General features: G+C 52.9%; 19 protein-coding genes. 3 read left to right on the top strand and 16 right to left on the bottom strand.

What is annotated here, in order from left to right; genetic code table 11:
• Positions 1–12: 12 nt before the first annotated feature.
• A complete protein-coding gene (hpt, locus tag KNP83_RS05050; RefSeq protein WP_214761671.1) occupies positions 13–540 on the bottom strand; it encodes a hypoxanthine phosphoribosyltransferase in 528 nt (175 codons plus the stop codon).
• A gap of 177 nt (positions 541–717) precedes the next feature.
• Entirely contained in the window at positions 718–1,146 is a 429-nt protein-coding gene (gene mntR / locus KNP83_RS05045) for a transcriptional regulator MntR (protein WP_214761084.1), read from the bottom strand.
• Positions 1,147–1,316: 170 nt separating this feature from the next.
• Between mntR and KNP83_RS05040 the strand changes: the two genes are divergently transcribed.
• Complete coding sequence (locus KNP83_RS05040; RefSeq protein WP_081637957.1) at positions 1,317–1,691, top strand: rhodanese-like domain-containing protein; 375 nt, start codon at positions 1,317–1,319, stop codon at positions 1,689–1,691.
• 86 nt (positions 1,692–1,777) lie between these two features.
• Here the strand turns inward: KNP83_RS05040 and gcvPB are convergent, their stop codons facing one another.
• The 13 genes from gcvPB to KNP83_RS04975 all read right to left on the bottom strand — a co-directional run bounded on the left by gcvPB (position 1,778) and on the right by KNP83_RS04975 (position 10,542).
• Positions 1,778–3,253 carry an aminomethyl-transferring glycine dehydrogenase subunit GcvPB gene (gcvPB, locus tag KNP83_RS05035; protein ID WP_214761081.1) on the bottom strand — a complete coding sequence of 492 codons (1,476 nt, stop codon included), beginning with the start codon at positions 3,251–3,253 and terminating at the stop codon, positions 1,778–1,780.
• Entirely contained in the window at positions 3,253–4,590 is a 1,338-nt protein-coding gene (gene gcvPA, locus KNP83_RS05030; RefSeq protein WP_214761669.1) for an aminomethyl-transferring glycine dehydrogenase subunit GcvPA, read from the bottom strand. Before gcvPA ends, gcvPB begins: the two co-directional genes overlap by 1 nt.
• 25 nt (positions 4,591–4,615) lie before the next feature.
• Positions 4,616–5,689 (bottom strand): glycine cleavage system aminomethyltransferase GcvT, encoded by a 1,074-nt coding sequence (gcvT, locus tag KNP83_RS05025; RefSeq protein ID WP_214761079.1) that lies wholly within the window; start codon positions 5,687–5,689, stop codon positions 4,616–4,618.
• Between the two features lie 147 nt (positions 5,690–5,836).
• Positions 5,837–6,175: a hypothetical protein gene (locus tag KNP83_RS05020; protein WP_214761076.1), complete on the bottom strand. Its 339-nt coding sequence runs from the start codon at positions 6,173–6,175 to the stop codon at positions 5,837–5,839.
• Entirely contained in the window at positions 6,172–6,657 is a 486-nt protein-coding gene (locus KNP83_RS05015; protein WP_251139187.1) for a shikimate kinase, read from the bottom strand. Before KNP83_RS05015 ends, KNP83_RS05020 begins: the two co-directional genes overlap by 4 nt.
• The gene (locus tag KNP83_RS05010) at positions 6,650–6,928 is read right to left on the bottom strand and encodes a hypothetical protein (protein ID WP_214761073.1); all 279 of its coding nucleotides are present in this window, start codon (positions 6,926–6,928) and stop codon (positions 6,650–6,652) included. Before KNP83_RS05010 ends, KNP83_RS05015 begins: the two co-directional genes overlap by 8 nt.
• On the bottom strand, positions 6,928–7,410 hold the full coding sequence (locus tag KNP83_RS05005; RefSeq protein WP_214761071.1) for a hypothetical protein: 483 nt from the start codon (positions 7,408–7,410) through the stop codon (positions 6,928–6,930). The genes KNP83_RS05010 and KNP83_RS05005 overlap by 1 nt, the downstream gene beginning before the upstream one ends.
• On the bottom strand, positions 7,346–7,579 hold the full coding sequence (locus KNP83_RS05000) for a hypothetical protein (RefSeq protein ID WP_214761069.1): 234 nt from the start codon (positions 7,577–7,579) through the stop codon (positions 7,346–7,348). The genes KNP83_RS05005 and KNP83_RS05000 overlap by 65 nt, the downstream gene beginning before the upstream one ends.
• Positions 7,569–8,006 carry a prepilin-type N-terminal cleavage/methylation domain-containing protein gene (locus tag KNP83_RS04995; protein WP_214761067.1) on the bottom strand — a complete coding sequence of 146 codons (438 nt, stop codon included), beginning with the start codon at positions 8,004–8,006 and terminating at the stop codon, positions 7,569–7,571. Before KNP83_RS04995 ends, KNP83_RS05000 begins: the two co-directional genes overlap by 11 nt.
• Complete coding sequence (locus tag KNP83_RS04990) at positions 8,003–8,314, bottom strand: prepilin-type N-terminal cleavage/methylation domain-containing protein (RefSeq protein WP_214761065.1); 312 nt, start codon at positions 8,312–8,314, stop codon at positions 8,003–8,005. Before KNP83_RS04990 ends, KNP83_RS04995 begins: the two co-directional genes overlap by 4 nt.
• 17 nt (positions 8,315–8,331) lie before the next feature.
• Positions 8,332–9,309, bottom strand: coding sequence for a type II secretion system F family protein (locus KNP83_RS04985; protein WP_214761063.1), 978 nt, complete (start codon positions 9,307–9,309; stop codon positions 8,332–8,334).
• The gene (locus KNP83_RS04980) at positions 9,291–10,097 is read right to left on the bottom strand and encodes an ATPase, T2SS/T4P/T4SS family (protein ID WP_214761061.1); all 807 of its coding nucleotides are present in this window, start codon (positions 10,095–10,097) and stop codon (positions 9,291–9,293) included. The genes KNP83_RS04985 and KNP83_RS04980 overlap by 19 nt, the downstream gene beginning before the upstream one ends.
• 58 nt (positions 10,098–10,155) lie before the next feature.
• Positions 10,156–10,542, bottom strand: coding sequence for a Spx/MgsR family RNA polymerase-binding regulatory protein (locus KNP83_RS04975; protein ID WP_021067726.1), 387 nt, complete (start codon positions 10,540–10,542; stop codon positions 10,156–10,158).
• Positions 10,543–10,791: 249 nt separating this feature from the next.
• Between KNP83_RS04975 and KNP83_RS04970 the strand changes: the two genes are divergently transcribed.
• Positions 10,792–11,055, top strand: coding sequence for a DUF2626 domain-containing protein (locus tag KNP83_RS04970; protein WP_021067727.1), 264 nt, complete (start codon positions 10,792–10,794; stop codon positions 11,053–11,055).
• 37 nt (positions 11,056–11,092) lie between these two features.
• On the opposite strand, the gene KNP83_RS04965 is transcribed toward KNP83_RS04970, so the two are convergent.
• On the bottom strand, positions 11,093–11,713 hold the full coding sequence (locus KNP83_RS04965; protein ID WP_214761059.1) for an MBL fold metallo-hydrolase: 621 nt from the start codon (positions 11,711–11,713) through the stop codon (positions 11,093–11,095).
• 157 nt (positions 11,714–11,870) lie between these two features.
• Here KNP83_RS04965 and KNP83_RS04960 point away from each other — a divergent pair, with 157 nt between their 5' ends.
• Complete coding sequence (locus KNP83_RS04960) at positions 11,871–12,050, top strand: DUF2759 domain-containing protein (RefSeq protein ID WP_214761055.1); 180 nt, start codon at positions 11,871–11,873, stop codon at positions 12,048–12,050.
• Positions 12,051–12,092 lie beyond the last annotated feature (42 nt).

Below are 12,092 nucleotides of genomic sequence, written 5' to 3'. Positions count from 1 at the left end.
TGGTTCATTTTTTTAGTCTGTCTCGACGAAGCCGATATACGGCAGATTGCGATACTGTTCGGCGTAATCGATGCCATACCCGATGACGAACTCATCTGGAATCTCGAAACCGACATAGTCCGCATCCAACGTGACGAGCCGGCGGGCCGGTTTATCGAGCAACGTACAAATCTTCAATTCTCCCGGTTGATGCAACGTCATATGCTGGCATAAGAACTTGAGCGTCTGTCCCGTATCGATGATGTCCTCGATGATGACGACATATTTCCCTTCGACATCAAGATCTAAATCTTTACGGAGTTGGACGTTCCCGCTCGAAACCGATTTCTTTCCGTACGACGACGTCGCGACCGTGTCGAGTTGGACACTGCCTGTCATTTCGCGCATCAAATCGGCTGCGAAGACGAGCGACCCTTTCAAGACGGCCACGAGGACGATCGGTGTCCCGGCCGCATCGCATTCGATTTGTTGAGCGAGTTCCGCCACACGTTGTTTGATTTGTGCTTCGTCAAACAGTTTCCCTTTGATTTGAATATCCATATTGCCGGCGATTGTTCGCCGCCACCCCCTTATAATTCTTACCAGCACCCATTCTATCATAAATCCAGTTAAAAAACAGACTTTTCATGACATTCAATTAGTGAACGTTCGGTTTTAACTATACTAAAGTCAAAAAAAACGCTACCGATTGGTTTCATCGGTAGCGGTCTGTTAGTTTCATTCGTCTTCCGTGCGGTTCAGCTCTTGAAATGCGCGAAACTGCGCCATCAGTTCCGGCTTGTCTTCGAAAAATTCGACGAATTGGGTCATGCAGTCGAGCGTATTTGAACTTAAGTGATGCTCAATCCCTTCGACGTCCTCGTACACGTGTGCCTCATCGACGCCAATCAAGCGCAGGAATGACTCGAGCATCGCATGCCGTTCGACGAGCCGTTTCCCGATTTTTTGACCTTTGTTCGTCAGCATGAGACCTCTATATTTCTCATAAATCAGATAGTCTTCCCGGTCGAGCTTTTGCACCATTTTCGTGACAGAGGAGGGATGCACCCCTAAATGTTCGGCGATATCGGACACGCGGGCGTATCCTTTCTCGACCATCAGCAAATAAATTCGTTCTAAGTAATCTTCCATACTCGGTGTCGGCATGGGCGTGGCCTCCCCTTATGTTCCGTTCTGCAACCTCTATTTTAACGCAACGACTTGCAAACCGAAAGCAGAACGGGGAAATCCATCAGTCAATCATTGTCTCGTGACCTTATATTCTTTATAATGGATGTTGGTGAAACTTAATAGAGAAAGGGAGAACATCAATGGGAATCGAAACTATCCTCGTCATCATCCTCTGGGCTGCGCTCATCGCATACATCGTCTGGCGTTTCTTGCCGGCTCGCGGTTTGAAGAAAATGAAGCAAGAAGAATTTCGTGCGTCGCTCCGTAAAGGTCAATTGATCGACGTCCGTGAACCGAACGAGTATAAGGGAGGCCACATCGTCGGCGCCCGCAACATCCCGGTCGGACAAATGAAACTGCGCATGAAAGAGCTTCGCAAAGATCAACCGATCCTCATGTATTGCCAAGGCAAATCACGTACGAACCAAGCGGCCAAGTTGCTCATGAAAAATGGGTATACGGACATCTACATGCTCGATGGCGGCTTCAAAAACTGGAAAGGGAAAGTCAAAAAGGACTGACCCGCTCACTACGCCCTCTCCCTTTCAGCGGAGATGGGCGTTTTTTGTACCAAAAAACCCGCTCGCCATAAGCGAACGGGTCAGATTCAGTTGATGGACGACGGTTGACGTCGTTCGTATTTAAGTACCGGTTTCCGAGCGGCGAGCGTCTCGTCGAGTCGCTTGACGACCGTCGTATGCGGGGCCGTTTGAACGATTTCCGGATTTTCTTCTGCCTCTTTAACAATTTGGAGCATCGCGTCGCAGAACGCGTCGAGCGTCTCTTTCGATTCCGTCTCCGTCGGTTCGACCATGATGCACTCCTCGACGTTGAGCGGGAAGTAAATCGTCGGCGGGTGGTAGCCGAAATCGAGCAGGCGTTTGGCGATGTCGAGCGTACGCACGCCGAGCGCCTTCTGACGCTTACCAGACAGGACGAACTCGTGCTTGCAGAACGTATCGTACGGGACGTCGAACGCGTCTTTCAAGCGGGCGAACATATAGTTGGCGTTCAGTACCGCTTCGCGCGAGACGCGCGTCAACCCTTCCGCCCCCATCGTCTTAATGTAACTATAGGCACGGACGTTGATGCCGAAATTGCCATAGAACGGTTTAATACGTCCAATCGATTGCGGACGGTCGTAATCGAGCGTGAAGCCCGATTCGGCACGGCGCGCGATCGGCGTCGGCAAGTACGGAATCAAATCGCGTTTCACTCCGACCGGTCCAGATCCTGGGCCGCCACCGCCGTGAGGGCCAGTGAACGTCTTATGCAAGTTCAAGTGGACGACGTCGAAGCCCATATCCCCAGGACGGGCGATCCCTAAAATCGCATTCGAGTTGGCTCCGTCGTAATAGAGCTTCCCGCCGGCCTCGTGGACGACTTTGGCGATTTCCAAAATATCAGCTTCGAACAAACCGAGCGTGTTCGGGTTCGTCAGCATGAGCGCTGCCGTGTCGGCCCCGACTTTCGACTTCAAATCTTCCAAATCGACGAGTCCACGCTCATCCGATTTGACGGTCACCGTCTCGAAACCGGCGACGACGGCCGAGGCCGGGTTCGTCCCGTGCGCCGAATCCGGCACGAGCACTTTCGTCCGTCCCATATCGCCGTTGTGATGGTGGAACGCCTTTATCAGCATGAGACCGGTCCATTCCCCGTGGGCCCCGGCTGCCGGTTGAAGCGTCACTTCATCCATGCCCGTGATCTCGGCAAGCTGTTCTTGCAGGTCGACCATGAGCTCGAGCGCACCTTGAATCGACTCGACCGGTTGCAACGGATGGATATGGGCGAAGCCAGGGAGGCGGGCCATATCTTCATTCACTTTCGGGTTATACTTCATCGTACACGAGCCGAGCGGATAGAAGCCCGAATCGACGCCGTGGTTGCGTGTCGACAACGACGTATAGTGGCGCACGACATCCAACTCAGACACTTCCGGAAGTTCGGCCGCTTCTTGACGAATCATCGACGCCGGTAAGAGCGTCTCCAAATCGACTTCTGGCACGGTCGGTGTCGGCAAGTTATAGCCGGTCCGTCCAGGACGTGACACTTCGAAAATTAACGTTTGTTCGTGTTGCATCAGTTCATCCCCCCAACCACTTCAACAAATAAATCGATTTCTTCTTTCGTCCGTAGCTCTGTCGCGCAGAGCAACATGTGCGTCTGGCGCTCAGAGTCATATGCGCCGAGCGGTAAGCCGCCGATGATGCCGTTGTCAAGCAGATGACGCGACACGAGACCCGCATCAACCCCGAAGTCGACGACGAACTCATTGAACATCGGGCCTTCATCGACTACCGTATAACCGGCCGTCTTGAGTGCTTCCTTCATGTAATGGGCCGTTTGAATATTACGGACGGCCATGTCACGAATTCCGTATTTTCCAAGAGCTGACATGGTAATCGACGCCGCGAGCGCATTGAGCGCTTGGTTCGAGCAGATGTTGGACGTCGCCTTGTCACGACGGATGTGTTGTTCACGGGCCTGTAGCGTCAAGACGAAACCACGCTTCCCGTCCTCATCGACCGTTTGACCGACGAGTCGACCCGGCAGTTTACGCATGAGTGCTTGTTTGACGGCGAAGTATCCACATGAAGGACCGCCGAAACTTTGCGGAATCCCGAATGGCTGGGCGTCACCGACCGTGATGTCGGCGCCGAGCGCACCTGGCGACTCCAAAATCCCGAGCGCGAGCGGATTGCTCGACACGACAAACAGCGCGCCGGCGTCATGCGCTGCTTTCGCGAGGGCGGCCAAGTCTTCGACGCGACCATAGAAGTTTGGATATTGAACGACGAGGCAAGAGGCGTCCATCAAATCGATGTCAGCCAAGTCGGTCACCCCGGCGTTCACGTCCGTATATTCGACTGTGAGGCCCGGCCCACCGGCGTATGTGCGGATGACATCCTGCGCTTCCGGATGGACCGCTCCCGATACGACGACCCGCTTTTTCTTCGTATGGGCACTCGCCAGATACGTCGCTTCGGCGAGTGCCGTGATGCCGTCATACATCGACGAGTTGGCCACGTCCATCCCCGTCAATTCGCAAATCATCGTCTGGAACTCAAACATCGCTTGAAGTTCACCTTGCGAGATTTCTGGCTGATACGGCGTATAGGCTGTATAGAACTCGGAACGGAGCAGCATATGGTTCATGACGCTCGGTGAGAGGTGATCGTACATGCCGGCCCCGAGGAAACTCGGAGTCGATTTCGTGTGCACGTTCTTCTCGGCCAGCTTCGTCATGTGACGAACGAGGTCAACTTCCGGAAGCGGAGCACCGATTGCGGCCAAAGAAGCCGTCTCCCGAAGCGATGCCGGAATGTCCTCGAGTAGGTTCTCAATCGACTCGACGCCAATCGTCTGCAACATGTCACGCTCATCTTGCTCTGTCATCGGTAAATAACGAAACTCCATTCTGTTCATTCTGAATCCCCCTGTATCATTTACGTTTGTAAAACGGTGTCGGTACACGTTCGGCTTCTATTTTTTTACCCCGAACTTCAACGATAAAGTGTGTCGCTTCCGCGAAACGGCGGTCGACGCGCGCCCAGGCGATTGATTCGTTCACCGTCGGTGGCATCGTACCAGTCGTGACAACGCCAATCGTCTCGCCGTCCACTTCGACCGTCGCACCTTGTCGGGCGATGCCGCGTCCAAGCAGGCGCAAGCCGATTAAACGGCGCGGGATGTCTTCTTTTTGTTTCACGAGGGCATCCTTGCCGATGAAATCGGTGTCGAGTTTGACGGCAAAGTTCAAGTTCGCCTCGAACGGAGTGACCGTCTCATCGAGTTCGTGCCCATAGAGCGGGAGACATGCCTCAAAGCGAAGCGTATCACGCGAGCCGAGACCGCACGGCGTCACGCCTTCGGCTTCCAACGCTGACCAGATGGCGGCCACGTCTTCGGCGCGGGCGTACAACTCAAACCCGTCCTCCCCCGTATAACCGCTGCGTGAGACGATCGTCGACACACCGGCCACGTCACCGGTCATGAACCGGAAAAACTTGATGTCGGCCAACGGCAAATCCGTCAAACGGCCGAGCACTTGTTCAGCCATCGGTCCTTGAATGGCGATTTGACCGTAGCCGTCCGACTCATCCGTCACCGTGACGTCTCCTGTGACATATGCACGGACATGCGCCACGTCTTTGTCGATATTCGAAGCGTTGACGACGAGCCAAAATGCGTCCTCATCAAGTCGATAGACGAGTAAATCGTCGACGACACCACCGTTCGGCAGACAGAACAAATTATATTGCGCCTGACCAATCTGCAATTTTGACACATCGTTCGTGACGAGACGTTGCACGTTCTCGAGCGCATCTGGTCCCTCGATGCGAATCTCCCCCATGTGTGACACATCGAACATCCCTACCTCGTTGCGAACCGCTTGATGCTCTTCTTTAATCGACGAGAACATGATCGGCATCTCAAACCCCGCAAAATCCACCATCTTCGCCTTCACGGAAATCAAATCATATAAAGGCGTACGTTTCAACGATACTTTCTCCATATTATCCCCCAATCCCGAACGTAAATAATGTATTTCGTGAAATATTTCGTTTTCTATTCCACTTTATCAATTTTTTGTGACTCTGCCTAGCAAAAATGGGCAAAAATAAAGAGGATGGAAAACGAAAACGTTTTCATCCTCATTATTTCATATTTTGGTCTCAGTGGAAACGTCTGGGCGTTCGATTCCAGCGGTCCGCTTAATTTCTTTCGTCAAGCCGACGGTCGCCTGTTTCAGTTCCATCGTCTCGTCCTTCACTTTCACCGAATAGGCCTTCATCTGTTTCACCGATGCATTGACCGTATCCACGTGCTGTTTAATCTCGTTGACGAGTCCTTGGATGACGTCGGCACGGATTTGGAACCGCTCCGTCAAGCGCTTCACGCGACGAAGGTCCGTCTTCATTTTATTACGATACAAGAAGAAGCCATACAAGCCGAGCCCGACAAGCGCGAGCACGATAATTCCAAGATTAATCCAAATCATCCTTCTACCCCTTTCAACTGGTCCAATGTATGGGCGATGGCCTCCGTGCTGAGCGAAGCGTCAAGCACGTGATCAGCGCGTGCATAGAGCGGCCGGCGCCGTTCATACAACGCGCGAACGGCCACTTTCCCGTTGCGAACGAGTGGACGGTCCGAGTCTTTGATGCGCTCCCAACATACCTCAAACGGCAAGTCGAGCGCGATGATGATACCTTGTCCTCGCATCCACTCCATATTCGCTTCCCGTTCGACAATCCCTCCGCCCGTCACGATATAGTCAGCGCGTGCGTGTTGTAACAGCCGGCTCTCTTGGAGCCGAAACGCCGTTTCGCCATAACGGTCAAAGTAGGATGGGATGTCGATTCCGGTATGTGTTTCAAACAGCTCGTCCAAATCGATGACGTGATTCGATTTCTCAAGATATTGTTTTAAGCTTGATTTACCTGTACCCATAAATCCAATGATGTAAAACGGTTTACTCATCGAAATAAATCACCTCTTTATGTCGTTCACCGGTCTGCAGGCGGATGTCGACCTCGACCGTCCCGGTGCCGAGCGGACGGCATTGGATTGTTCCGGTCGGTTTCGTCAACGTCACTGTGGTCGATCCGCACGTCCGTTCCGCCACCATCACATGCGCCTCAAAGCGGATTGCCAAAGCGTCGAGCGCCAATTGTTTGGTGCTGCGTTCGATATCAGTATACCAAAACATCGCTCCGCCGAGTAACCACGTCAATATGATTAACGTCGACATCACAAAGTAACCGCTCGCATGCACATCACGTTTTTCTCGCGCGGTCCGGTCGAATCGGTCCATTGGATTTGAAAACCTTCTCCTACCGGTTCGACCCGATACGCCTCGATTCCTCTTAAAAATAACAAATTCCCTCCCCCGTCTCCGACCATGACCAAGTTCCGGTCGATCTGTTTGAGCGTCCACGACCACGTCGTCCCGTCCGTTCGCACGTGCGTACCGACGAGACGGCCCGACACGATCTCGCAATCTCGGCTCTCGAACAGTTTCCGCACCATCAGTTGCGGTGTCGTCTGAACCTTCTCCCGAGGTTGTTCATAAAGAGCTTGTCCGAGGACGAGAAAGTGGACCGTCAGCCCGATGAACAGCGGGATTAACAACAATGTGAAGCTCACTTCGAGCAACGTGAAGCCCGAATCAAAGCGTCGGCAGGCAAAGGTCGCCGTCACAGACCGCTTGACGTCCGCTCGGATTCGCGGCATCGCGCAACACCTCCCCTTGGAGTCGTTCATACGTGCGGACGGTCGTCTCGAGGCGTTCGACCCGTTCCGTCGCCGCCTCGATGAACGGGGCAACGACACCGATCCATGCCAGCAAGAGCGCCAGACTGAGGCAAATCTCCCAAAACGTGACCCCTTGCTCATTTCCCATCAACGCGCAGCACCTCCGGTTCGTATGTCCCCATCCTGAATTTCAGCGTCACCATCGTCGTTCCTGAATAGAATTTCCACTGGCCCGCATATGTGGCCGCTGTGCGTGAGAAGATGATTTCACCATTGGTCGGCAGACTCATGTCGACCCCGTCCGGCACCACGCGGGACACGATTGGCGTCGTCCCGCAAGCGATTTGATAGCGCCGTTCTTTTATGTACCAACGCAGCCGCGGCACACATGAAGCATCGGTCGCGACGTAGGGCGCTTGTCCCACTTCGGCGATATCACTCACGAGCGCCTCCGTGAAATCGAATAGCGCTAACCGGTCCATCGAACGGACGACCGGTGTCGCCATGAGGAGCAGGAGTGCCAAGATGACAAGCACGGCCGCCGTCTCGATCAACGTATAACCGCCCTGCCTCACTGTTTCGTCAACGTACCGGTTGTCGGCGCATACGTATACACGAGTGACTGACAACTGTACTCGAGCGCATCATCGGCCGAGGCACGATCGATGGCCGCTAACGTTTCAGGGTACTTTTTGTGCTCCGCGTAATACAAATTGATTTCGGACTCGACGATGCGCACACTGCCTTCGCAACTGACGCTGTCCGCCCGCGACTTCCCATCGGACATCGACGGGACGAGAAGCAAGAGCAACACCGAGATAATCAACAAGACGGCGGCCATTTCGACGAGCGTAAATCCTTGTTCTGATTTGAAGCGTGTCATAATCAGATTCCTCCTTGTCATAGTTGAGACATGATTAGTTTGACCGGCAAATAAATCGTATAAAAGATCATCGTGACCATCACCGTCAAAAATCCGTATAACATCGGTTCGGCCTTGGCAATCAGTTGTTTCCAATACAGCTCCATCTCTTCGAACACGAGATCCCGATGAATCATCATAATCAACCCGAGCTCCCCGCTCACCGTCCCGACGCCGAACAGACTGACGACCTCATGCTCGAGCAAACGCTCTTGCCGTGCCGCCGCCTCGAGTTCACACCCGTTCGACATGCGCTCATGCATCCGTCTCGCGATACTCGCCACTTCCCCGTCACCTCGCCCCAGCCGTTCGATGATTTGGCGGACCGAGCCCTGCCCTTCACTCAACAAGGCCAACTCGCTGACGAACAAGTATGTCACATACAGCCGCCTGCCTCGTTCGACGACACGGAGAGGGATGAGCCGCCCTTGTCGACCGTTCCAGTAGAGGCCAGCCCCGGTCACGAGCAGTCCGACGAACAGACCCGGGAAGAACCAGCGTGATAGAAGAATCGCGTTCAACCCATCAAGCGTCTCGACGTCCACCATCGTCAACAGTTTCGGGAAGATATATAAGGCATAAATCGCCCCGAGTCCGAGTAGCATCGTCAAAATGACGAGTGGGTACCGTGCCAACTGCCCGAGCTCCTGCTTCAGATTGCGACGCATCGTCGATAAGACGAGCACTTGCTCAAGTCCCTCCAAAAAATGATGGCCTCGTTCGGCCGTGACGAGCATTTCTCGCATCCTCGGGTCGCTGACGAGTCCCTCGAACACGTCGGCGAGCGGATGGCCCGCCTCGAGTTGCTGTCGCATCTCCCGGATGATTTGTTTCATTTTCCCTCGTTCATGCAGTTCGAGTGTCTCGAGCGTCTTCTTCAACCCGACGCCACGTGACTGGAGCCTGAGGAAGCGACGAATGATGGCCAGTTCCTTGCTCAATTGGTCTCGGACCATGTACAGCTCACCTCGTCTTCCCGATGCAGGATGCACCAATGCCGCGCGACTTCCATCTTTCCGCTGAGCTGTTCAAGCCGACGTTCACCATCGGCGACACTCGCCGTATGGAACGTCGCAATCGTCATATGGCCGCTGAGTGCTGCATCATGTGCGACCCGCAACTCCTCACTCGTCCGAACCTCTCCGATGACGATCACATCCGGGTCGGCCCGGAGCGTCTCTTTCAGCAACGTGCGATGATCGAGTCCCGCTTTCGGATTGACCTCGAGTTGAATCACACCCGGCACTTGCTTCTCTGGAGGATTCTCGATGGTGACGATGCGACGACCGACCAAACTTTGTAAGAATGCATACAGGACGGTCGTCTTGCCCGCTCCGGTCGCGCCGCCGATCAAGAGCAGGCCTTGCCGCAAGTCGGACCATTCTTTGAACCGGCGGACGTCGTTATCATCTAATAATTCGGCTAAATGGAACGAGGCGTTCGGAAGCCGCCACGACATGAGCGTCCGATCGAACGATGGTAGGAAGGTGACCCGGATCGCCTCGTCTGATCCGACGTACATACCGGACTGGGGCACACGGTGATCCGTTTCCGTCAGCGAGCACCAATACTTCATATGTAAGGTCAATCGTTCATAGTCCGTACGTGTCATCGACTCTAACCGTTGTAAGTGTGCGCCGTGCCGCACTTGAATCACCACCTCGTCCCCTAAAGGCATGAAATGGACATCACTCGCCTGCAACGTACGTGCCGCCTTCATCACTTGCTCAATCATTCGTATCATCTCCGCCACCTCAATAAGAGCATAAAAAAAAGCCCACTCGTTGGAAAGTGGACTTGTGTCAGGAAACGTTTGCAGTTGTCGATTCGAAACGGCGGGCATACGCCTCGATTGTCGCCTTGTCATAGCCGACAATGACTTCGTTGCCGTCCGTCAGAATCGGACGTTTCAACAGTTTTGGATTTTCGCTCATCAATTTGAGCAACTCGCTCAACTTCAAATCTTCGACGTCGATATCTAGTTGCTTGAACGCTTGGCTTCTCGTCGCGAGAAGCGAGTCGACTCCGTTTTCGCTCAGTGCCAATAATGTCTTCAATTCGTCCACGGTTGGGGCGTTGCGGAAGATATGGCGCTCGCTAACCTCAAGGTGCTGCTCCTGTAAAAATGCTTTCGTCTTACGGCATGAAGTACAACTCGGGTACGTGTAGAACATCAATTCATTTGCCATTTCAATACCTCCTCATAATGTGTGGAACGATTCGTTCGATGTGTGTAAGTTGATTATACAACCTTATACCCGTTTTGTACATAGTTTGTACAAGTTTTTTTATTTTTTTGTACAACTTTGTACAACGTCGTTATTTCACATATTTTTCACGATTATTTTGCTCAATTCACACGTTTTCATAGCATTTTTCTGAATGTGTTGGTAAAATAGTGAATGAGAATGGAATAATGCACGTATGGGGGGATTAACATGGCGAGAATGTTCCGTGTCCTAGGCTTTTGGACTGGGTTGATCGCGGCGCTTGCTTTCGTAGGCGCACTCGGTGGAGATCAAAGCAGTAGCGAACATAGTGGTGACTTCGTCGTAATGGGTCTTGTCTTTTTAGCTCAAACTATTTTCTTCGTCGCACTAGGCTACTTGAAACTTACTGAAAAAACGTATGTATACGTGTTCGGCGCGTATTTGACTGTCTTCTTCGTCGTCTTCACGTATTGGAGTAACTTCCAAATGTAAAAAAAGATTGTCTCCTCGTGAGACAATCTTTTTTTGCTTATCTGTCGAAAAACGGGTTCGACCGAATCTCGGCCTCGAGCGTCGTCTTCGGTCCATGACCTGAATAGAGCACCGTCTCCCCCGGCAACAGTTGGCGCATCCGATCGATCGATCCGAGCAACGTCGCCTGGTCGCCCCCGTATAAATCGGTACGCCCGACAGACTGTTTGAAAATCAAATCCCCACAAAAGGCGACACGTTCGGTCGGGATGTGGAGCGTGACACTTCCCGGTGAATGGCCAGGCGTGTGGTGCAACTCGATGGTGAACGCACCGATCTCAAGCGTCTTGCCTTGATAGACCCGTTCGGCCGGTCGCATCGCCGAACTCGGCAGATGAAACTTCGCCGCCCCGTTCTTCTCGTCGTCCATCAGCCACGTCCGTTCCGCTTCATGGACATAGACCGGGACGTTGTAACGATCGCGCAAAGCGTCGATTCCCCCGATGTGGTCAAAGTGGGCGTGCGTCAACAGAATAGCGTGCAAGACTCCGAATCGGTCCACCGCCTCAAAGAATTTCGGGTCGTCCGTGCCCGGGTCGACAATCAGGACCGTGCCTTCTTTTTCGAGCACGTAGCCGTTCTCTTGGGCCAGGCCCGATGTGATTCTTACTATGTTCATCCAGAACACCTCCCCCATCATTCTAATCGATATTGTGGCAAAATTGTAGCGGAGGCTTTCTTTTCTCGACAGCGTCTACATTATCGGATAAAATAATAATGATATTTCAGTGAAATTTTTATGAATTTCATGACGTATAATAAAGGGGGAACTCGTCATGCATTTGTATGAACCATTTGGATGGATCTCGCTCATCGTTGCACTCGTTGCAATCTGGGGAATGGCCCGTTCGTTTAAGAAGCGCCAATTCTTTCCACTTGCTTTCGCCGCGATCACTGTACTCGTTTTCGGATTTTTCGGCGTCGCGACATTGATTTACGGTGGAATTCCAGGTTAATGAGCACCAAGACGACTCTGGTCGTCTTTTTTTGTATAACAA

The organism is Exiguobacterium sp. s146, assembly GCF_018618415.1.
GTDB lineage: Bacteria > Bacillota > Bacilli > Exiguobacteriales > Exiguobacteriaceae > Exiguobacterium.
This window is presented reverse-complemented; position numbering and strand designations above follow the sequence as displayed.

Bases quoted from the DNA above. Each gene is read 5' to 3' on its own strand.
- hpt (WP_214761671.1), bottom strand. From the start codon at position 540: ATGGATATTCAAATCAAAGGGAAACTGTTTGACGAAGCACAAATCAAA.
- mntR (WP_214761084.1), bottom strand. From the start codon at position 1,146: ATGCCGACACCGAGTATGGAAGATTACTTAGAACGAATTTATTTGCTG.
- gcvPB (WP_214761081.1), bottom strand. From the start codon at position 3,253: ATGCAACACGAACAAACGTTAATTTTCGAAGTGTCACGTCCTGGACGG.
- gcvPA (WP_214761669.1), bottom strand. From the start codon at position 4,590: ATGGAGTTTCGTTATTTACCGATGACAGAGCAAGATGAGCGTGACATG.
- gcvT (WP_214761079.1), bottom strand. From the start codon at position 5,689: ATGGAGAAAGTATCGTTGAAACGTACGCCTTTATATGATTTGATTTCC.
- KNP83_RS05020 (WP_214761076.1), bottom strand. From the start codon at position 6,175: ATGATTTGGATTAATCTTGGAATTATCGTGCTCGCGCTTGTCGGGCTC.
- KNP83_RS05015 (WP_251139187.1), bottom strand. From the start codon at position 6,657: ATGAGTAAACCGTTTTACATCATTGGATTTATGGGTACAGGTAAATCA.
- KNP83_RS05010 (WP_214761073.1), bottom strand. From the start codon at position 6,928: ATGTCGACGTTAATCATATTGACGTGGTTACTCGGCGGAGCGATGTTT.
- KNP83_RS05005 (WP_214761071.1), bottom strand. From the start codon at position 7,410: ATGCCGCGAATCCGAGCGGACGTCAAGCGGTCTGTGACGGCGACCTTT.
- KNP83_RS05000 (WP_214761069.1), bottom strand. From the start codon at position 7,579: ATGGGAAATGAGCAAGGGGTCACGTTTTGGGAGATTTGCCTCAGTCTG.
- KNP83_RS04990 (WP_214761065.1), bottom strand. From the start codon at position 8,314: ATGACACGCTTCAAATCAGAACAAGGATTTACGCTCGTCGAAATGGCC.
- KNP83_RS04985 (WP_214761063.1), bottom strand. From the start codon at position 9,309: ATGGTCCGAGACCAATTGAGCAAGGAACTGGCCATCATTCGTCGCTTC.
- KNP83_RS04980 (WP_214761061.1), bottom strand. From the start codon at position 10,097: ATGATACGAATGATTGAGCAAGTGATGAAGGCGGCACGTACGTTGCAG.
- KNP83_RS04975 (WP_021067726.1), bottom strand. From the start codon at position 10,542: ATGGCAAATGAATTGATGTTCTACACGTACCCGAGTTGTACTTCATGC.
- KNP83_RS04970 (WP_021067727.1), top strand. From the start codon at position 10,792: ATGGCGAGAATGTTCCGTGTCCTAGGCTTTTGGACTGGGTTGATCGCG.
- KNP83_RS04965 (WP_214761059.1), bottom strand. From the start codon at position 11,713: ATGAACATAGTAAGAATCACATCGGGCCTGGCCCAAGAGAACGGCTAC.
- KNP83_RS04960 (WP_214761055.1), top strand. From the start codon at position 11,871: ATGCATTTGTATGAACCATTTGGATGGATCTCGCTCATCGTTGCACTC.